Annotated in this window: 20 protein-coding genes and 1 tRNA gene; all 21 read right to left on the minus strand. The window is 39.6% G+C overall.

Annotation, left to right across the window (positions count from 1 at the left end):
• Positions 1-11: 11 nt before the first annotated feature.
• Positions 12-605, minus strand: coding sequence for an ATP-dependent Clp endopeptidase proteolytic subunit ClpP (clpP, locus tag O3598_RS06400; RefSeq protein ID WP_005377316.1), 594 nt, complete (start codon positions 603-605; stop codon positions 12-14).
• Between the two features lie 34 nt (positions 606-639).
• Complete coding sequence (gene tig, locus O3598_RS06405; protein WP_316111943.1) at positions 640-1,944, minus strand: trigger factor; 1,305 nt, start codon at positions 1,942-1,944, stop codon at positions 640-642.
• 158 nt (positions 1,945-2,102) lie between these two features.
• Entirely contained in the window at positions 2,103-2,558 is a 456-nt protein-coding gene (locus tag O3598_RS06410; RefSeq protein WP_005377414.1) for a CBS domain-containing protein, read from the minus strand.
• Between the two features lie 107 nt (positions 2,559-2,665).
• Positions 2,666-3,145 carry a 23S rRNA (pseudouridine(1915)-N(3))-methyltransferase RlmH gene (gene rlmH / locus O3598_RS06415; protein WP_005377364.1) on the minus strand — a complete coding sequence of 160 codons (480 nt, stop codon included), beginning with the start codon at positions 3,143-3,145 and terminating at the stop codon, positions 2,666-2,668.
• Between the two features lie 13 nt (positions 3,146-3,158).
• Entirely contained in the window at positions 3,159-3,968 is an 810-nt protein-coding gene (locus O3598_RS06420) for an MBL fold metallo-hydrolase (protein WP_005380538.1), read from the minus strand.
• Between the two features lie 91 nt (positions 3,969-4,059).
• Positions 4,060-5,250, minus strand: a complete 1,191-nt coding sequence (locus tag O3598_RS06425) for a RuBisCO large subunit C-terminal-like domain-containing protein (RefSeq protein ID WP_009661556.1) — start codon at positions 5,248-5,250, stop codon at positions 4,060-4,062.
• A gap of 128 nt (positions 5,251-5,378) precedes the next feature.
• Positions 5,379-5,798, minus strand: coding sequence for a flavodoxin (locus O3598_RS06430; protein ID WP_005377355.1), 420 nt, complete (start codon positions 5,796-5,798; stop codon positions 5,379-5,381).
• 10 nt (positions 5,799-5,808) lie between these two features.
• On the minus strand, positions 5,809-6,396 hold the full coding sequence (locus O3598_RS06435; RefSeq protein ID WP_009661585.1) for a DUF3793 family protein: 588 nt from the start codon (positions 6,394-6,396) through the stop codon (positions 5,809-5,811).
• Positions 6,397-6,505: 109 nt separating this feature from the next.
• Positions 6,506-7,132: a hypothetical protein gene (locus O3598_RS06440; protein WP_005377393.1), complete on the minus strand. Its 627-nt coding sequence runs from the start codon at positions 7,130-7,132 to the stop codon at positions 6,506-6,508.
• A 49-nt stretch (positions 7,133-7,181) separates the two neighbouring features.
• On the minus strand, positions 7,182-8,870 hold the full coding sequence (locus O3598_RS06445) for a glutamine--tRNA ligase/YqeY domain fusion protein (RefSeq protein ID WP_105084362.1): 1,689 nt from the start codon (positions 8,868-8,870) through the stop codon (positions 7,182-7,184).
• A gap of 45 nt (positions 8,871-8,915) precedes the next feature.
• Positions 8,916-9,908 carry a 2-hydroxyacid dehydrogenase gene (locus O3598_RS06450; protein WP_038141507.1) on the minus strand — a complete coding sequence of 331 codons (993 nt, stop codon included), beginning with the start codon at positions 9,906-9,908 and terminating at the stop codon, positions 8,916-8,918.
• Between the two features lie 181 nt (positions 9,909-10,089).
• Positions 10,090-10,557, minus strand: a complete 468-nt coding sequence (gene mscL, locus O3598_RS06455; RefSeq protein ID WP_371452182.1) for a large conductance mechanosensitive channel protein MscL — start codon at positions 10,555-10,557, stop codon at positions 10,090-10,092.
• 120 nt (positions 10,558-10,677) lie between these two features.
• Complete coding sequence (locus tag O3598_RS06460) at positions 10,678-12,372, minus strand: ATP-dependent nuclease (RefSeq protein WP_316586542.1); 1,695 nt, start codon at positions 12,370-12,372, stop codon at positions 10,678-10,680.
• Positions 12,373-12,481: 109 nt separating this feature from the next.
• The gene (locus tag O3598_RS06465) at positions 12,482-13,369 is read right to left on the minus strand and encodes a DMT family transporter (protein WP_009661574.1); all 888 of its coding nucleotides are present in this window, start codon (positions 13,367-13,369) and stop codon (positions 12,482-12,484) included.
• A gap of 81 nt (positions 13,370-13,450) precedes the next feature.
• Entirely contained in the window at positions 13,451-14,950 is a 1,500-nt protein-coding gene (gene thrC, locus O3598_RS06470; protein WP_009661601.1) for a threonine synthase, read from the minus strand.
• 139 nt (positions 14,951-15,089) lie between these two features.
• Positions 15,090-16,031: a Dyp-type peroxidase gene (locus O3598_RS06475; protein ID WP_009661599.1), complete on the minus strand. Its 942-nt coding sequence runs from the start codon at positions 16,029-16,031 to the stop codon at positions 15,090-15,092.
• Positions 16,032-16,118: 87 nt separating this feature from the next.
• Positions 16,119-16,319, minus strand: a complete 201-nt coding sequence (locus O3598_RS06480) for a helix-turn-helix domain-containing protein (RefSeq protein ID WP_009661583.1) — start codon at positions 16,317-16,319, stop codon at positions 16,119-16,121.
• A 114-nt stretch (positions 16,320-16,433) separates the two neighbouring features.
• A tRNA-Lys gene (locus tag O3598_RS06485) sits at positions 16,434-16,509 on the minus strand.
• Between the two features lie 107 nt (positions 16,510-16,616).
• Positions 16,617-16,919 (minus strand): hypothetical protein, encoded by a 303-nt coding sequence (locus O3598_RS06490; RefSeq protein WP_038141496.1) that lies wholly within the window; start codon positions 16,917-16,919, stop codon positions 16,617-16,619.
• 1 nt (position 16,920) lies between these two features.
• Positions 16,921-17,886 carry a GTP 3',8-cyclase MoaA gene (moaA, locus tag O3598_RS06495; protein ID WP_009661576.1) on the minus strand — a complete coding sequence of 322 codons (966 nt, stop codon included), beginning with the start codon at positions 17,884-17,886 and terminating at the stop codon, positions 16,921-16,923.
• 19 nt (positions 17,887-17,905) lie between these two features.
• Positions 17,906-18,346 carry an MOSC domain-containing protein gene (locus O3598_RS06500; protein WP_009661571.1) on the minus strand — a complete coding sequence of 147 codons (441 nt, stop codon included), beginning with the start codon at positions 18,344-18,346 and terminating at the stop codon, positions 17,906-17,908.
• Between the last annotated feature and the right edge of the window lie 64 nt (positions 18,347-18,410).

Raw genomic sequence — 18,410 nt, forward strand, 5'->3', positions numbered from 1 at the left:
GAGCGCCTCCATTACTTGCTTTCTAGAGTATCACGAGTTAACACCTCGTCAATCAAACCGTATTCAACGGCATCTTGGGCACTCATGAAGTTATCACGATCCGTATCACGTGCTACCACTTCAATGTCTTGGCCACTGCGAGCTGCTAGGATACCATTTAACTCTTCACGCATACGAAGAATTTCACGGGCATGGATTTCGATTTCAGATGCTTGACCTTGTACACCACCCAATGGTTGGTGAATCATAACGCGCGCATGAGGCAATGCAAAGCGTTTTCCCTTTGCACCGGCTGTCAATAATACAGCCCCCATACTTGCAGCGGAGCCTACGCAAATGGTAGACACATCTGGTTTAATATATTGCATCGTATCATAGATAGCCATACCAGCAGTTACAACACCACCTGGGCTATTAATATATAGATGAATATCTTTATCTGGATCCTCTGCTTCTAGGAAAAGCATTTGGGCAATCACCGCATTTGCAACATTATCATCAATAGGTCCACCTAAAAAGATAATGCGATCCTTTAATAAGCGAGAGTAAATATCATACGAACGTTCACCACGTTCGCCTTGTTCAACTACGATTGGTACATACATATAATCACCTTTTCATGTACCTAGTGAGCAAGCATTATTCTGCTGCTTCTGCACCTTTTGCATTATCGATGATGAATCGAGCTGCTTTTTTGCGAGCTACAGAGCCTGCCAACATAGCTACACGACCTTCTTTTGCAATAATATCCCAAACTTCTTTAGGATCTGCCCCAAAGTTTTGAGCCATAATGAAGATTTCGCGATTCATATCATCTGGAGTTACTTCGATACCTTCAGCAGTTGCAATAGCGTCCAATACTAAATCAGCGCGTACATTTTCAGCTGCGGAATCTTTGTATTCAGTGCGTAAATCTTCGATAGTTTTATTGGAGAATTTCAAGTAGTCATCAAGTTTCAAGCCACGGCCTTCCATGTTCATAGCCAATTCTTGAATCATTTGTTCTACACGATCATTGATCATCACTTCTGGAATATCTACAGTTGCATTTTTAACAGCTGCTTGGATCAAATCAGCATTGTAAGTGTCGATGGCACGACGGGATGCTTCTTCTTCCATTTTAGCGCGAAGATCGTTTTTCAATTCTTCAATGGTTTCGTAAGAGCTTGCTTCTTTTGCGAATTCATCGTTCAATTCAGGCAATTCTTTACGTTTAATATCATGGATATGAGTTTTGAATTCTGCTTCTTTACCAGCTAATTCAGCTACGAAGTAGTCTTCTGGGAATGTTACTTTTACAGTTACATCATCACCAGCTTTTGCGCCGATCAATTGATCTTCGAAACCTGGGATGAAGCTACCGGAACCAATTTGTAATGGGTAGGATTTACCTTCGCCACCATCAAATGGTTTACCATCAACAGAACCAGCGAAATCGATTACTGCGAAGTCGTCTTTTTGAATTGTAGCGCCTTCTTCAGCAACAACCATTTTAGCTTGTTGTTCACGAATATTGTTCAATTGTTCTTCGATTTGTTCATCAGTTACAGTAGCGTCTTGTTTTGTAGCTTCTAAGCCTTTGTAATCGCCAAGATTAACTTCTGGGCGTTTTGTTACAGTTACTTTGAAGATTAAATCTTTACCTTCTTCGAATTGTACGCGTTCTGTTTCTGGATCAGATACAGGAACGATATCGTTTTCACGAAGAGCAGCACTATAGTTTTGGCTAGCCAATACGTCAAATGCTTCTTCCAAGATAGCTTCTTTACCAAAGTTCATTTCCAATACACGACGAGGTGCGTGGCCTTTACGGAAGCCAGGAATGTTTACTTGGTTTGCAATGCGTTTTACCGCTTGTTTGATACCTTTGTCTACTTCTGCTGCAGGTACTTCGATAGTTAAAGTTACTACGTGTTGATCAACAGGATTTACAGTTGCTTTCATTAAAATATGTCCTCCTTGAAGGGCAAACGCCCAAATTTCTGTAGTATATTATGCACTCCTTATAATATCATAAATGAAAATTCAATGCAATTCTTAGCATTATAAGGAAACAGCCACTCATAGGGAGTGGCTGTTTAGTATTGCATATATGTAAATAATTAGTTATCTTTTGCAATCAATTTAATGATATCACGACGAGATAAAATACCAATCAAACGGTACTCTTTATCTACAACAGGGACATTTTTCAAATGTTGATCAAGCATAACGGATACGATTTCTTCTACATCTTTATCAGGTGTTGTAGTAATAACATCGCTAGTCATCAATTCATATACGTGGGATGCTAACAATTTTTTGAATTGTGCATTATATTCACCAATACCATTGTAATAGATACTAGCGCCCAAAACATTTACATAATGAGGTACATGAGGGCGAACCTTTTTGTATAACAAGTCACCTTCTGAAATAATACCTAACAATTTATTTTCTTCATCCACTACAGAAACAGCTGTTAAATTATATTTAACTAATAAGTCTGCTACATCAGAAATAGGAGCATCTTTACCAACTGTAACAGGATATTTATTCATTACGTCTTGGATTTTCATAGGGAATTCCTCCTTCATATAACTTTACTCTTTATTATACTATTCGACCTTAGAGTTGAAAACTCCTTTTTCAAAAATTGTATATAAATAATATTTAGTTAAGTATATCACCAATGGTATGGTTCATTGCGATTTATCTTAGCACTGCGGTAAATCTGTTCTACTAACAACAATCGAACCATTTGATGAGTAAAGGTCATAGGGCTAAAGGATAACTTAAATTTTACAGAACGGCGCAATTCGTCACTAACGCCAAAGGCACCGCCTATGATAAAGGCCATATCGCTGATGCCGTCCACCTCTAATTTAGATACCATAGAGGCCAAATTTTCAGAAGACATCGTTTTACCATATACATCTAGCAATACAGTGTATGCCGATTTAGGAACGGCCTTTAACAACCGTTGTCCCTCTTCTACGACTACTTGTTTACGGTCCGCATCACTGGGCTTATCCCCTATTTTACTTTCATTCAATTCAGTAATTGTAACACCTCCATAGGGGCGCATACGTTTTACAAATTCGGCCACACCTTCTCGAAGGTAAGCCTCTTTTAATTTACCAATACAGATTACATGAAACTTCATACAAGATGTACCTCTAATTTTTATGAACAGACTGCATGGATACTATTTCGTTAGGTTGGCCATGCTGTAATTTCATTTCCGGTCCTATTTTAACGCCCCCATCGACGAGCATTTGACCAATCGTCTGCGTTACGAGGACAGGGTTATTATTATTTTCAGAGCGATGTGCCAAAATGACCTGCATAAAATCAGGTCGTTTCATCATGAGTAAGGCCTGTGCCGCCATTTCATTGCTCAAATGGCCTTCATCACTGGCTACGCGTTGCTTTAAAAACGGTTGATACGGTCCAAAACGCAACATCTGAGGATCATAGTTAGCCTCCAAGACTAGCAATGTGCTGCCATCTAATCGGTGCAATATATCGTCCGTAATCACACCTGTATCGGTGACAACCGTAGCCTTGTCCTTGCCAGAATATACATTGATGCCTATAGGATCTGCCGCATCATGACTAACACTAAAGGGTTCCACCGTAAGATTTCCAAGCTCCAAACTCCCCTTTGTCAATTCCACCAGTTGATGTTTTGGAACGATTAACTTATCTTGGATTTCACGCCACGTGCCTTGCTTAGTATATACAGGAATATCAAAACGCTTTAATAGTTGTTGTAGCCCCGCAATATGGTCGGTATGTTCGTGGCTAATAAATATTCCCTCAACCTGGCTCATATCGATATGTAATTCTTTCAGCCCATTAACGATGCGCCGGCAACTAATACCCACATCATGTAATATTACAGAATTTCCTTTTTTTATAACTGTACAATTACCCTTGCTACCACTGGCAAGAACATGGACCTCTAAAGGTGAGGTTTCACTCATTAAACTACTCCATATAATTAATTATTTCTATTGGTGAAAGTCTTTCAATCACCGTACGATTGCGTTAGTGAAAGTCCAACTTTCACAACTATTATTGTTTCAATTGTGACAGTTCTTCTAATCGATTAACAAAATACGCCATATTCGACTCAAGATCTGGTCCACGACGGAACATATCGCCTCCAACGAGGAACATCGTATCATTTCCGTACAACTCGACTAATTCTGTAAGGCGCGCATCAGTCACGCCACCACCAGGAGCCGGACAGCCTGCTTTCACCAATCCTACAGGATGTTTAATATACGCGGAAATACGCTTACATTGCTCTTGGGTAAAAGTAAAGCGCCCTCCATAGGATACAAAAACCATCATATCAGCGCCAAATAGGCGAGGCAAGAATCCCAACTGTAAATAGTCGGCAATGCCGGATACACCAGGGCTCACAAAGCCACCAGAATAGGCAGGATGGTGAATAATCGGCAAGCGCAATTTTTCATCGGTAGCCAATTTATGTAACCAACCAGAGCCCACTAAACCTGTGGCTACCATAAGGGCCGTAGCACCCGCCTCTTTAGCGAAATAAGCACGTTCTAATACGTCTGTGCCATCACCAGACACATTAGCTGCATATAATGCGTGTTTTCCATGCGCTTCATTCATCTCACGCACCGCAGCAGCACATCGTCTTACACGATCCTTAAACTGCGAAAAGGATTGGTTCGTAATGCCATGATCATCCTTGATAACATCGACACCACCACGCGTATACGCTGCACACATGCGAGCTAGTTCTTCATTCGGCGTTCCCATAGGTTTAATTACAGCTTGAATCATCGGTCTTGTAGGCGTTTCAACCAATCTACGAATACCATGCAATCCAAATCGTGGACCTTTGAATACGTCAAATAATGTAGGACATAGTTCTATGTCTACCACCCAAATATGAGGTTGTAACGATGAGTTACCAAATACAACATTTAAAAATTGCGTTGCTTCTAATGCGGTAGTATCTACATGATATGAAATGCGAGCTAGATAATACCGAGAAGCATCAATCACTACATTAGGCATCACTCCCACAGTTGCATATGCGGAATCTGGCGCCATCGGTTCGAGAGATTCCAATCGACCGGTAATTGTATTTTTAATATATGGATCAGTTACAAATTCATAAGGAAATTCAATCGTTTGTTCTACTTGAACAGCCCAAGCAATAGACTTTGCGTCTTCATATGTGTCGGCTTCAATTCGGTAGGTAACTATAAATCGCTCGTCCTTCATAATGCGTCTCCTTTGCAATAACATTATTTAATTATATACCAAAGCAGTACACCTTTCCATAAATAGATACAAAAAAGACTATAGCGATGTCACATCCATCGCTATAGTCTTTATATAATATGAAGTTGTTATGCGTTAGCTAAAGTTTTACCCAATTCTTGGCATTGTGCGTTGCCGTCATCATCTGGTTCACCCAAGATTGCCACACCGTCAGCTACTAATTCGCCGCCAGCATCTTTAATGCGAGTGCCCCAGTCTTCTAACCAAGTGCCACCCCAACCATAGGAGCCAAAGATTGCTACTTTTTTACCACTCAATTTACCTTCTAATTCAGTGTAGAATGGTTCGAATTCGCCTTCTTCTAATTGTTCAGCACCCATGTCAGCGCAACCAAGAGCCAATTTATCGTAAGCTGCTGCTTCATCAACAGATACTTCAGAAACGGATTTTACTTCTACGTCTTGACCTGCAGCTTTGATACCTTCAGCTACTTCATAAGCCATTCTTTCTGTATTGCCTGTACCGGACCAAAAAATTACACCAATCATCTTGTACCTCCTAGGCCGTTCTTGCGACCAATGAACTAAATGTTTTTCCCAACATCAATTGAGTTTGACAAAATTCACGACATGCTTTGTAACATAGGAAAGAGCGTTGTGCATCTACTACATCGTGGTAAACCTTCCATTCACCACACATAGAATATCCATTACCGCGACGAGAAATAAAATACTTCACATCCATTAATGGATATCCAAGGAACACACCAATTTCATGAGGGAAATCAACGCTTGATTCCATACGATATCGCAAATGTTCAAGCATCTCCATAATGCTCATACTATCTTGATAACCGTAGGCTTTCAAAAATGTCATCACCGCAGGTTGCCGTACATAGTCTCGTAATTGTGTTTCACGGAACACCAATAATAGTCTACGTGCTTTACAGCGACATAATTCAAAGAAGAATAAACCCTTTTCATTAAACTCTTTATTATATTCAGTCAAAACGAATTGGATTTGTTCATTCATGTCCCGTGGAATAGAAACCAAATTCGAGACCTTAATGCCTCGAATTGCCGGTGCACAATGAAATCCAATGATATTGTCAATTGAATCCATCATAGTCGTACCTGCCTGTTGCATATCTATATAGAATCCGCCTCATTACTTGAGATTGATTACTATATACACATAGTACTCTCGATGAGAAATATTGTCAAGATAATTGATAATTTATTTCAATAATTATTTATTATTTACCCGTTAGCAAGTTGCTCACACGAGGAAATACCTTAGCATCACTTTCTTCATCTATAGCGATAAATCGCACACTAGGGCCCTCGTATTTACTTTCAGAAACAGCAATATGAAGAATCTCATTATAAGAATTATTATTATCTTTACTTGTATATTTTAGTGCACCTACATATGTTTTATTATGCTTAGCCAAAGGTGTCACCACTTGGTATTGGCCTAGCTCAGCAGCTTTACCTCCATTGATAGACGCCACCAAATTACCGACATCACTGGCATCAGTGCTCACATGCTTGGTGTTAACAAGATTATGTTTACCACCTACGACCACATTCGCAAATACAGCGTAATTCATTTCATTTTCTCGTTTTACGTTAAGCGTATATACCTCGGCACGGCTGGCACCAGCTTGCATAAGAGCCGTTTTTACATCGGTTTTACCTGCGCCGGCGAACAAAGCCTTTGGCGCATTGGCATAAATCGTAACACCTTCGTTAAGTTTCATACCATTATACGTTCCATATGCAGCGGCATATTTACTAGCATTAATATTAGCCGCATCAACAAGTACAGGTGTGCTCATCGCTACAACACCAGCGAGAGCTAAAGCTATCATTGATTTCATAGTTTTCTCCTAAACAAAACCGCCCCTTAAAGGGGCGGTATAATCACAACTATTTCTTTTGTTGTTTTGCCCATGTATCACGTAAACCTACGATGCGGTTTACCACAATATGATCGGCAGTGCTATCCTTATCAGTTACGAAATAACCTTGACGCAAGAATTGGAATCTATCGCCAGGAACAGTATTAGCAAGGCTTGCTTCACCTTTACTGTGCATAACTTGTAACGATTCATGATTAAAATCAGCTAAGAAGTCTTTACCATCGGATTCTTCTTTAAGCAAGTAGTCATATAAACGAGTTTCAATATCTACAGCCGTAGAAGCCTCAACCCAATGCAATGTACCCTTTACCTTACGTGTGCAACCACTGCCGCTCTTCGTTTCAGGGTCATAGGTACAATGGATTTCGGTAATGGTACCGTTTTCATCCTTTACAACAGATTGGCAAGTAATGAAATAAGCGCCTTTTAAGCGTACTTCTTTTCCCGGAGCCAAGCGGAAGAATTTCTTAACCGGTTCTTCCATAAAGTCAGCGCGCTCAATATAAATTTCGCGACCAAACATAACTTCACGAGTACCGAGTTCTTCATTTTCTGGATTATTTTCAACCACACAAGGTTCTGTTTGACCTTCTGGATAATTATCGATAATAACCTTAACAGGGTCGATAACAACCATTGGACGTGGAGCTTTTAATTTCAAATCTTCACGAATACAGAATTCGAGCAATGCAATATCTACAGTGCTATCAGCCTTAGCTACGCCAATGCGGTCGCAGAAATCACGGATGGCTTCTGGTGTATAGCCACGACGGCGCAAGCCAGAAATGGTAGGCATACGAGGATCATCCCAACCGGATACGAGGCCAGCCTCTACAAGAGCACGTAATTTGCGTTTAGACATAACCATTTTTGTTACATTTAAACGAGCGAACTCGATTTGGCGAGGTTTTTCAGTGTCTTCCCAATCTTCGAGAACCCAATTATACAATGGACGATGCACTTCAAATTCCAATGTACATACGGAATGGGTAATGCGTTCAATAGCATCCTCAATAGGATGTGCAAAGTCGTACATTGGATAAATGCTCCATTCAGATCCTGTACGGTGATGAGCTGCATTTACAATACGATACAATACAGGATCGCGCATGACGATATTAGGATCCGCCATATCAATTTTAGCGCGTAATACCTTTTCGCCATCCTTGTATTTCCCCTCTTTCATTTCTTCAAAGAGTTTTAAATTTTCTTCTACAGAGCGATCGCGATATGGGCTATTTGTACCTGGTGTAGAGAAATCGCCACGCGTTTGACGGATTTCTTCTGCTGTTTGATCATCTACATAAGCCTTACCCAAGGAGATAAGCTTTTTAGCATAATCATACATTTTGCCAAAGTAATCAGATGCATAACGTACGTCGCCATCCCAATGGAATCCAAGCCATTCCACGTCTTCCTTAATGGAATTTACATATTCCACATCTTCCTTTTCTGGATTTGTGTCATCAAAGCGTAAATTTGTTAAGCCCTTATATTCTTCGCCTAACCCAAAGTTAAGGCAAATGGACTTAGCATGGCCGATATGTAAATACCCATTTGGTTCTGGTGGGAATCGCGTATGTACACGGCCACCGTATACGCCCTCTTCATTATCTTTATTTATTTCAGCTTCGATAAAGTTAATGGATACAACTTCTTCAGGAGCTACAGTTTGTTCAGTATCTTTATGTTCCAACGTTACAACCTCCATACGATAAATATTCTTTTATTTTACCATATTTTATATAGGACCGCACATTTTATAATTCACCTCTTCATTAACACATGTTTGTAGAGGTTTTTTATGAACACCAGCAATGATATTATTCGCTGTCAACATGGACATATCATATCGCGTGCGATCTGTATACGAACCAATATGAGGAACAATTAAACAGTTATCAATAGACAATAATGGATGATCTGCTGGTAGTGGTTCTGGATCAGTTACATCAAGTGCAGCATAATCGATTTCACCAGTTTTAAGAGCATCGATGAGTGCATCTGTATCAACGATGGCACCGCGACCTACATTGACGAACAATGCGGTCTTTTTCATTTTCTTAAAGAACTCGGCATCGCACATATGATACGTTTCATCCGTAAGTGGCGCCATGATACATACCACATCACTCGTAGCGAGTAGCTCATCTAATTCCATATATGTTGTTCTATACAATTTATCGTCATTACGTTGATGTCGATTATGATATACAACGGTCATACCAAAGGCGCGAGCACGTCGAGAAATGGAAACACCGATGGCGCCCATACCAATGATACCCAATGTGCGGCGACTCAAATCAAAGCCCTTAATATTAGAAGGACGCTCAGCCCAACGGCCATTTTTTACAAAAATTGCATTTTCAATAATGCGACGACTGGCCGTAGCAATCAATGTGAAAGCGAGTTCTGCTACGGTTTCGTTGAGAACACCTGGCGTATTGCCATAAGGAATGCCCGCCGCCGTAAGTTCATCAATCTTTACATTGTCATAGCCTACTGAGGCTTGTGCAATGACCTTTAAATTAGGCGCATCTTTCACAAGGTCCGCATCAACCGATATGGAATTAATAGACCACAAACCATCAGCATCGCGTAACCATTCTTTTAAAACCTCTCTAGGCATTTTAGTTTTTTCTGTCCACTGACGTACGTCAACATGTTCTTGTAAATAAGCAATAGCATCACGTCGCACTAAGCCAGGTACCACTACTAATGGTTTACGTTCCATAATCATTTCATCCCTTCTCTATATATTCTTAAATGCTGTAACAACATATCATTTACAACGAAAACTATATGTATCTATATTGTATCCTATAATTGGAAATTTACCAAAACTCAGGGCTAAGTTACAACAAAAAAGAGTTCTAAAAGCATTATGCTTCTAGAACTCTTTCTTAGTGTGTTGATTATTTTAAATCAGATGTACAGTTAGGACATTTAACCGCATCAATATTGATTTCTGTTTTACAGAATGGACATTCTTTTGTAGTCGCTGGTGCTTCTTCAGCTTCTTTCTTAGCACTTTGCATTAGCTTCGTCAACGCGCGAATCATTAAGAATACAACAAATGCTAAGATTAAGAATTGAATAAGGTCAGTAATGAATGTACCATAAGGCAATACAGCACCAGCAGAGCGAGCTGTTGAAATATCAGCACCATTTACAAATGCCTCTTTAGACGCTTCACTTAATGGCAAATATAGATTGCTAAAATCAATACCACCAGTGAACACACTGATTAATGGCATGAACAAATTGCTAACTACAGAATTCACTAATGCTGTGAAAGCTGCACCAATAATCATACCTACAGCGAGGTCCATCATGTTCCCTTTAAAAGCGAACTCTTTAAACTCTTTAATAAATTCCTTCATGTTTAACTCCTACTCACACTTAATACCGTTCGGAAAAATTAACCTCATTAATCATAAAAGAAAACTGCATCTATGTCAACATTTTTCGATATAGTTTATTGAAAGTTTTTAATATGCTTATCATCCTATTTTCATAATAGATGATTCTAGAGATAAAACTTTAGCCCGTTCAATAACCGCAATAAAGGCTGGTGGAATCATATGATCCGGTATATAGTAGGCAATTCTACGCCCTACAATCACACCTTTATTGCTATAAAACCAAGAGAAATAGTACGCCAATAATGTATCTATATCCTTTGCCTTGATATTTTTCAAACATCGTTGTACCACTTGATGATTATCAAGTCCCAACTTAGCAAAACCGCGGCGTGCCATATCCTTTGTTACCATACCACGCCCTGTATCAATAAGATCCTGAATAATGCTGTCCAATACATCCCGATGATGATGTCGAATCAAATGGGATACTACATCCATTTCAAAACAGATTTCATTTGTGTAAAAGACATTAACATGAGACTTGCTATGCTTATCCATTACATCTCTGTCATAGAGTGCTACCGTCGGAATGGCAAAGCTTTTAAATAATTTATGAAGCTTACTAATAGAAGATTCTCCACGTGCATTGATAAGACATATACCAAAATAATCAAAATCTACATTTAATTTTTTGGCCATACCTGCAAAACTACCATACTCAGTTTCCCCTTCTACCAAGATGATACACCGTGCATAGAGGGCTTCCTTCGCTTCAGGGAAATGCATAATCAAATGTTTCTCTACTTCTCGAGCAAATTTAAAGGTCACCCCGCAAGCAGCGCGAACGAGACCCGTTTCATCACGATACATGCGTATAATATGACGATAATCGTCTACCAATGCATCGGTACTATGAGTTACTACAAATAATTGACCCAATAGGCCATCAATTTGGAATAGCTGTTTAATTAACGCTAAAAATTCAGCATTTTCATTGGTTGCAATTTGACGATAATAGCTGAGCACGGCTCGTTGCAAATAAGGACTCAAATGTAATTCCGGTTCATCGACACTGATAAATACCGGTAAATATCGACGGCCCTCACTGTCATACACGAGCAGTGATTCTAAATTAGTAGATGCACTGTGCACCTTCATGTAAATTTGAGCCAAAATCTTTAGTGCTACCGCCATGATAAGCCGTACATTATCTATGGAATACTTACGAATTAAGTTTGCCTCTGTAGAGGATGTTAACAGTTCTACAAGACGCTGAATATTAAGAACACATTCGGGATCAAGCCCCATTCTTACATTGATAAAGCTATCTAATGCGATGGCATCATCTGATGTCAACCCAGTCTTAGGCAGATAGGTAACAAGCTGTTTCCCCAGTTCCATATACACCGATGTAGGAATGGAATAAAGTTCCGCCTCCGATGTATCGCGATGACACATATAGATTGTATGGCGCAACATAGACAATGGTACAGGTGTCAATTGGTCCCCCTCCACCTTATAGAGTCGTGGATATACCTCTTGTACCACTTGTTCAAGTCGTAGATACATGCCATCTTCTGGACCAAGTATATCCTGAAATGAGGTAGTCAGTTCAGAAAAAGACAGTTTACACTCAATGCGTATCGGTTTATGCACATCAGCAAAATCACTTTCTTGAAAGCCTCGTACATTCATCATTTGCTCTAAGAGGTCAAGAAAATTGGATTTCCCCACTGCATTTTCGCCTACAAAGTAATTGATATCATTGTGAAAGTGTAGTTCAATATCTACGAGATTACGATAATTCTCAATTTTAATCCACTCCATAAACATAGTCATCACACTCCTACAATATACAAAAAGATGCAACCATACAATAATATTCCTAATTGATGGTCGCATCTTAATTATGCACCAATACTACTTATATAGTATTCGACATTTATTTTGTTTTTTCCTCTATAATTTTGCCTGCCCGAATAGGTCCATCTTGCTCTTTTAATCGCGCCAACATAACGGACGCCACAAACATGGCAATACCAGCCCCCACCGTTTCGATGGATAGACTTTCACCAAAGAATAAAAATCCATAGAAGGAACTAATGAATACGCCTACATATTGCAAGAATTGTGCTACTACAGCATTCGTTGTAACAAAAGCGCCCGTTAAGAAGAATTGCGCCACTACGGTTATACCGCCAATAGCAGTAATGATTAGCCATTCTTGACCTTGAGGCATGACAAATCCATCTGTCGTCACAAGGCCCGCAATCATTCCTGTAATTAAGAAATAAGCCATGATCTCAAAATTACTATGTTGTCCATGCTTACTAATGGAGCGAATTGTTGTATACGCAGCGGCAGATAACGCTGCACCTAAGATGGCAACTAAGGCATACCAGGTAAATCCGCCATAACTAAATGGATTAACCATAACCATTACAGCTATGAAGATTAAGATAAGCCATTTACCAGCGCCCTTCGGAACGCGTTCCTTAAGGAAAAAGGCGCTAAAGATAAACACGAAAATTCCCGATGTTTGAAATAATATGGTAGCATCAGACATCTTCATATGTACCAAGGCTATAAAGTTACACACCATGCCAAAACCGCCATAGAGGCCTCGCATAATAAGCAGTCCTCGGTCCTCCGTGGAAAATCGGATGCCCTTCATATACATAACGACAAGGACAGCAACGGTGCCAAATAAGCCGCGAAAGAAAGCAATCTCTCCAGATGGAATATTGGATCCCAGCATCTTAACAAATAAATTCATGGTACTCAGCAATAGTGCCGAAAGGAGTGCATAAATTAAACCTTTTTTTGCCATATATCCCCCTATCTCATCAATACAATATATCGATAACCATTACAATAAGAAACCGCCCCTCCAAGGAGAGGCGGCATAGTATTATTTAGAGAATGTATCGACAAAATCTAGAATTTCTTGTTTCATATTTTCTTTGTCGATGGCTTTTGTAAAGCGTAATGATTTAGCCTTTAACGCAGCCAATTGTTTAGGGAATGCTACACCGGTTACAGCTGAGATGTTATCCAAGCTTTCATAAGGCGTAGAACCAACTTTAATATCAAGGGCCTCACAAATAGGTGTTGGGAATTTGAATGGATGTGCAGTAGATGCGATGATTGTATGACGAGCACCATCTTCTGGATGAGCTTCTAATTCTTTCATATACGCACCCATCGCAACAGCTGTATGAGGATCCATTAAATAGCCATAGGAGTTATACACTTGCTCAATAATAGCCTTTGTTTCTTCGTCATTGACATAGGCACCGCTGAAATTAGCTTGTACACGTTTAAATTCTTCTTCATTAACAGATAATTTACCTGTGGATTTCAAATCTTTCATCCATTGAGCTGTTCTTTCACTATCCTCGCCGGAGATATAGTACAAGAAACGTTCAAAATTAGAGGACTCAAGGATATCCATAGATGGAGAAATCGTCGTATAGAATGGACGATTCATATCATATGTACCAGTGTTAAAGAAATCAGTAAGCACGTTATTTTGATTGGATGCACAGATCAATTTACCGATAGGAATACCCATCTTTTTAGCATAGTAAGCAGCCAAGATGTTACCAAAATTACCTGTTGGAACCACTACGTTAAACGCCTCATCTTCATGGATAGCACCTTGTGCAACAAGCTCAGCATAAGCATTTACATAGTATACTACTTGCGGTGCTAAACGACCGATATTGATGGAGTTCGCACTGGAGAACATAACGCCTTTTTCGGCTACTTCTTTTGCTGTATCAGCATCGACAAATAAGCGTTTCAAAAATTGTTGAGCGTCATCAAAGTTACCATGAATAGCAGTTACATTAACATTAGCGCCTTCTTGCTTTTGCATTTGTTCCGCTTGCATAGGGCTAACGCCATCAGTTGGATAGAATACTTGAATATGTGTACCAGGTACATCTTTAAACCCTTCAAGGGCAGCCTTACCTGTATCACCAGATGTAGCCGTCAAGATAAGAACCTCTTTATCTTCGCCTTCTGCTTCTTTCGCTGCTACCAATAAATATGGAAATAGTGAAAGCGCCATATCTTTAAATGCTTGTGTACGGCCGTGGAACAGTTCTAACACAGATAGTTTTTCAAGCAAAGAATGTAGAGGTGCAATATCACGAGTGCTAAAGTTTGCATCGCTGTAAGCGGAGTTAATCATTTCCTTGAGATGTGCTTCGGAGAAGCAAGGGAATAATTTTGCTAATACAACAGCAGCTACCTCTTGGTAAGATTTATCTTTGATGTCGTTATAGCTCAAGCAATTCGTTGGAAATAAAGCCGGTACGTATAAACCGCCATCTTCCGCCAAACCATGTAATAATGCATATGTTTCATTTACGGCAACAGTGCCACGTGTACTTGTATAATTCATGGGCAACCTCTACAAACTAAAATTCTACAGAATCAATAATATTCTTTAATTATAGCATAAAAGCGCCCCCAAAGGGGCGCTTTCTATAGATTTTATTGCATATTATTTTATCATTGCATATATCGTAAAATTATAACGATTATAATTCGCCTTCTGCAATAGCATCCAATGTATCAAGGGATGGAATAAAGAATAGCATACCGGTAATAGGTTTAGAATAATCTAGCAATTTATCGTTTTGAGTAAACATGTTTGTAAGCATTGTTTTCGTTACATCCCAATAACGAGCATAGCCGATGAAATATGTGCCACGCACACCTTGACCAGGTTGTGCAAATGGTACATTCATACGAACGATTTTATGTTCTTCATCGTCACGATTATCTTGAGCTACTACATTGTGAGCTGCTGGATCTTTTTCATCGTCTTCCAATTCAATATCGCTGAATTTACGACGGCCAATGAATTTTTCTTGCATTTCTGTAGGAAGTGCACGCCACGCATCAAGATCGTGTTCATATTTTTGTGCAAAAGCATAAGAACCATTCGTGAATTCAGGGTCTTCATCACCGATAACGCCCCATTCTACCGCTTCTTGGCCTACAGGATTTTCCGTACCATCAACGAAATCGATGATAGCACGGCCTTGTTCATAATGGAATCCATGAGTTTCATCAACTACGGATGTAACAGGACGTAAGAATTCCATGATTTGGTCCACTACTGTATATGTAACAGATTCATCATTGGAACGTACATGCAAGAACAAGTCAGCCGCTACAGCTGGCACATCTTGTTTGTCCCCTTTAATACCTTGAAAGTCTTCTAACTCTTTTGGTACAGGTGCATTAGGGAATAAATAGTCCCATGCTTTACGGCTAAAGCCAAACGCAATACCCAAGCCTTCACCATTAGCACGAATACTAACAGAACGTTTAATGGCTTGAATACGATCTGCCATGTCTTGAATTACTTCTAATTCTGCATCGCGATCTTTACGATTTAATAATAATGTTGTGAAATTGACACTTTGGCCAGCATCTTTATATACATCTTGTGTTCTGGATACATCTACTGCCATTTGGGACCTCCTAATGAGAAATACTACTATATTCCAATCATAAGTGATTAATAACTTATTGTCTATGTGATATTTATCGGAATAAATTTATAAAGGCTTTATTTCTTTACCATATAAGCGTTCCATACCTTGACGGGTTACAAGCCAATTTCTTCCGGACTTTCTAGCTTCATCTTCAGTGAACTGATTATTTGCATATCGCTTTAAACAACATTGTTTTATTGAATCAGCCGGTACATTCCATCTCTCTCCCGCCTCTTGTGTGGTCATTACATCTTCTAGTTTCATTTAAATCCCCCTAATAATCAACTTTTAATCGATGTCAAAATGGTGTCAAAAGTTAACCTGATAAAATAATGTCAAAATAATAAGAAAAACCCGCACCGTAGTGCGGGTTTATTTTGGTGGACCACCAGGGGTTCGAACCCTGGACACCCTGATTAAGAGTCAGGTGCTCTGCCAGCTGAGCTAGTGGTCCATGACATGAATTATTATATGCTTATTTTATAGGAATGTAAAGAATATTTATTACATTCCCATAAAATATATCAATTTGATTTATACCATCTCTATAGGTATAGGATATTAGAATTCTAACATCCAATTCTTTATCGTTTCACAAGCCTCGGTAGGAATGATATCCGTAGTCCCCACACATTCCTCGCCATGGTAAATTTGAATAACGCTATGGGTACGACTTACTTCTTTCACAATGATGTCTGTTACATCAGCCTTAGGCACGCTAAATTGTAATCCATAACGTCCTATATAGGTAAATATAAGCTTTTGTGTATCATATTCCATGTGGACTTGCAGCATTTTACCACCAGGCCAACAGGATTCGACAAACTCTTTATTTCTCGGTTTCAGAAAATCAAAGAATCCCATACTATCCTCCGATGCGCCACATAGGGCGTTCTGGTTGATCCATCGTAACACCATCATGACGTTCTTGTTTACGTTGTAGAGCCCATTCAATATGACTGGCGAGTTCAGTCTCACTTAAGCCTCGACGTACAAGAGACACTAAATCGGCCTCATCATCACGCAAAAGGCAGAGTCGCATTTGACCATCCGAAGTAAGACGAACGCGATTGCATGTATCACAATAACTATGAGACATGGAGAAGATAAAACCAATCTCCTTACCACTCGGTAAATTGTAATACGTGGCAGGTCCAAAACCGTACACACCGTGATTTTCAGTGAGGATACCACCGCTGACGCGTTCTAATTGAGCCTTCCATTCATCGAAGGTCGGCCCATGAAACGCATCGCCCTGAAATGGCATATATTCAATAAAGCGCCAAATCACCGGCCAAGTTTCCACATATGTTAGTAAAGCACGAACTTCATCATCAGTCCAATGTCGGGATAATACAGTGTTAATTTTAACAGAAGTAAAGCCCGCATCAATAGCACTTTGAATACCACTTAGAACGGAGTCGAGTTGGTCAGCTTTGCCCACACATAGAGCAAAAGCGTCGCTATCAAGGGAATCAAGGCTAATATTGACTCTGTTCAAACCGAGTTCTTTCAATTTCTCGGCCCGCGGCGCCAATAGACTGCCATTGGTTGTCATAGAAATATCTTCAAACCATCCGGTCTGCTTGATACGTGCTAATAACTCTTCAATATGAGGATATAGTAACGGCTCACCACCGGTGAGGCGTACAGCTTTCACCCCTACTTGGTGAAACGCACCTAAAATAGTCATCCATTCATCCACAGATAGTAGTTGATGTTGGCTTTGTGGTGTAATCTCTGCTGGTCTGCAATAAGGGCAGCAAAAATTGCACGCATCTGTCAACGACAGACGTACATATTCAATTGTTCGGCCCCATGCATCCTTCATAGCACACCTCTTTACATCCTTATTTAATAATGGATACGTCATCACCTACGTTAATTGTACCATTTTTTAGAACTTTACCAAAAATTCCTTGCGTAGGCATAATACAAGATCCAACTTGTTTCATAATTTCACAACCATGATGACATTCTTTACCAATTTGTGTGACCTCTAATAACACCTCAGGACCTAGTTGTAATTTCGTACCGACCGGTAAATCATACAAAACAATGCCTTCGACGGTGATATTTTCAGCAAAATCACCAGGTTTTACATCGGCCCCTTTTTCACGCATATGCTCAATGCTCTTAATGCCGAGTAAACTAATTTGGCGATGCCAATTACCTGCGTGTGCATCGCCTTCCATGCCGTGATCTACGATGAGATTGGCAGATTCAATATTATGTTTCTTTTGCCCTTTTTTCTCGCTAATCGAGATGGCAATAATCTTACCTTCAGCCATAAACTCCTTCCCTTCTTATGGGAACAAATTATCTAAATTTATCAATTTATTATACCATAGTATA

The organism is Veillonella atypica (assembly GCF_041431435.1).
Taxonomy (GTDB): domain Bacteria; phylum Bacillota; class Negativicutes; order Veillonellales; family Veillonellaceae; genus Veillonella; species Veillonella atypica.

Excerpts from the sequence above, each read along its gene's own strand:
- clpP (WP_005377316.1), bottom strand. The coding sequence starts at position 605 with ATGTATGTACCAATCGTAGTTGAACAAGGCGAACGTGGTGAACGTTCG.
- tig (WP_316111943.1), bottom strand. The coding sequence starts at position 1,944 with ATGAAAGCAACTGTAAATCCTGTTGATCAACACGTAGTAACTTTAACT.
- O3598_RS06410 (WP_005377414.1), bottom strand. The coding sequence starts at position 2,558 with ATGAAAATCCAAGACGTAATGAATAAATATCCTGTTACAGTTGGTAAA.
- rlmH (WP_005377364.1), bottom strand. The coding sequence starts at position 3,145 with ATGAAGTTTCATGTAATCTGTATTGGTAAATTAAAAGAGGCTTACCTT.
- O3598_RS06420 (WP_005380538.1), bottom strand. The coding sequence starts at position 3,968 with ATGAGTGAAACCTCACCTTTAGAGGTCCATGTTCTTGCCAGTGGTAGC.
- O3598_RS06425 (WP_009661556.1), bottom strand. The coding sequence starts at position 5,250 with ATGAAGGACGAGCGATTTATAGTTACCTACCGAATTGAAGCCGACACA.
- O3598_RS06430 (WP_005377355.1), bottom strand. The coding sequence starts at position 5,798 with ATGATTGGTGTAATTTTTTGGTCCGGTACAGGCAATACAGAAAGAATG.
- O3598_RS06435 (WP_009661585.1), bottom strand. The coding sequence starts at position 6,396 with ATGCAACAGGCAGGTACGACTATGATGGATTCAATTGACAATATCATT.
- O3598_RS06440 (WP_005377393.1), bottom strand. The coding sequence starts at position 7,132 with ATGAAATCAATGATAGCTTTAGCTCTCGCTGGTGTTGTAGCGATGAGC.
- O3598_RS06450 (WP_038141507.1), bottom strand. The coding sequence starts at position 9,908 with ATGGAACGTAAACCATTAGTAGTGGTACCTGGCTTAGTGCGACGTGAT.
- mscL (WP_371452182.1), bottom strand. The coding sequence starts at position 10,557 with ATGAAGGAATTTATTAAAGAGTTTAAAGAGTTCGCTTTTAAAGGGAAC.
- O3598_RS06460 (WP_316586542.1), bottom strand. The coding sequence starts at position 12,372 with ATGTTTATGGAGTGGATTAAAATTGAGAATTATCGTAATCTCGTAGAT.
- O3598_RS06465 (WP_009661574.1), bottom strand. The coding sequence starts at position 13,369 with ATGGCAAAAAAAGGTTTAATTTATGCACTCCTTTCGGCACTATTGCTG.
- thrC (WP_009661601.1), bottom strand. The coding sequence starts at position 14,950 with ATGAATTATACAAGTACACGTGGCACTGTTGCCGTAAATGAAACATAT.
- O3598_RS06475 (WP_009661599.1), bottom strand. The coding sequence starts at position 16,031 with ATGGCAGTAGATGTATCCAGAACACAAGATGTATATAAAGATGCTGGC.
- O3598_RS06480 (WP_009661583.1), bottom strand. The coding sequence starts at position 16,319 with ATGAAACTAGAAGATGTAATGACCACACAAGAGGCGGGAGAGAGATGG.
- O3598_RS06490 (WP_038141496.1), bottom strand. The coding sequence starts at position 16,919 with ATGGGATTCTTTGATTTTCTGAAACCGAGAAATAAAGAGTTTGTCGAA.
- moaA (WP_009661576.1), bottom strand. The coding sequence starts at position 17,886 with ATGAAGGATGCATGGGGCCGAACAATTGAATATGTACGTCTGTCGTTG.
- O3598_RS06500 (WP_009661571.1), bottom strand. The coding sequence starts at position 18,346 with ATGGCTGAAGGTAAGATTATTGCCATCTCGATTAGCGAGAAAAAAGGG.